Source organism: Vibrio sp. YIC-376 (genome assembly GCF_052353105.1).
GTDB lineage: Bacteria > Pseudomonadota > Gammaproteobacteria > Enterobacterales > Vibrionaceae > Vibrio.
This window is the reverse complement of record NZ_JBBWFK010000034.1, coordinates 1-1,105: the sequence shown is the minus strand read 5'-3', so window position 1 is coordinate 1,105 and position 1,105 is coordinate 1. Positions and strand designations below refer to the sequence as shown.

Sequence of the window (1,105 nt, the reverse complement as noted above, 5' to 3'; positions counted from 1 at the left end):
ACCGTTCGTCTAACGCGTGTAAAGCTTAAGGGCTAGTCCAATTTCGCTCGCCGCTACTTTCGGAATCTCGGTTGATTTCTTTTCCTCGGGGTACTTAGATGTTTCAGTTCCCCCGGTTCGCCTCCTGCTGCTATGTATTCACAACAGGATACTTACTTATGTAAGTGGGTTTCCCCATTCGGAAATCCCAGACTCAAGTGGCTTTTACTGCCTAATCTGGGCTTATCGCAAGTTAATACGTCCTTCATCGCCTCTGACTGCCAAGGCATCCACCGTGTACGCTTAGTCACTTAACCATACAACCCGAAGGAGTTTCGAATTGATGTTAAACAACCAAAGTTGCTATCTCATTATTTGAATGAGCGAGATAGCTTTCGATTTTGCCGGACTCAAATTCCAAGAACACTTGAATGTGTTTTTAGTTGTATTCAAATTAATGAATACTTTGAGAACTTTACAAACAAATCTTTATTTCAAAAAAACAAAGTTTGTTTTGTCAGCTTTCCAAATTGTTAAAGAGCTATGTTTCTTCACAAGGAAGTACATTTTCTAAAGACTTTCAGAGTCAAAAATACCAACCAGTATCAATTGCTTGCTCTGGTTTGGATATTTTATTCCAAAAATGCTTAGAGAATGGTGGGCGATACCGGGCTCGAACCAGTGACCCCCTGCTTGTAAGGCAGGTGCTCTCCCAACTGAGCTAATCGCCCACATAAGTTTTAATTCTTCGTGGAGAAGAATGGTGGGTCGTGCAGGATTCGAACCTGCGACCAATTGATTAAAAGTCAACTGCTCTACCAACTGAGCTAACGACCCAATGGTATCCCGTAGGGGAGTCGAACCCCTGTTACCGCCGTGAAAGGGCGGTGTCCTAGGCCTCTAGACGAACGGGACACTAAGTGTAAGTGTTGGGCACTTACTTTCTCTTAAACTTCATAAACCGTATCAATCTGTGTGGACACTCATCGTGAGTAATCATCGTATAAGGAGGTGATCCAGCGCCAGGTTCCCCTAGCGCTACCTTGTTACGACTTCACCCCAGTCATGAACCACAAAGTGGTAAGCGTCCCCCCGAAGGTTAAACTACCTACTTCTTTTGCAGCCC

At 44.3% G+C, this 1,105-nt stretch carries 3 tRNA genes and 2 rRNA genes; all 5 read right to left on the bottom strand.

Annotated features, from left to right (window positions below):
• Positions 1 to 296 (bottom strand): 23S ribosomal RNA (locus WJM94_RS24450); the annotation flags it as partial.
• Between the two features lie 338 nt (positions 297 to 634).
• A tRNA-Val gene (locus WJM94_RS24445) sits at positions 635 to 710 on the bottom strand.
• Positions 711 to 740: 30 nt separating this feature from the next.
• Positions 741 to 816, bottom strand: a tRNA-Lys gene (locus WJM94_RS24440).
• Positions 817 to 818: 2 nt separating this feature from the next.
• Positions 819 to 894, bottom strand: a tRNA-Glu gene (locus tag WJM94_RS24435).
• Positions 895 to 983: 89 nt separating this feature from the next.
• Positions 984 to 1,105 (bottom strand): 16S ribosomal RNA (locus WJM94_RS24430); the annotation flags it as partial.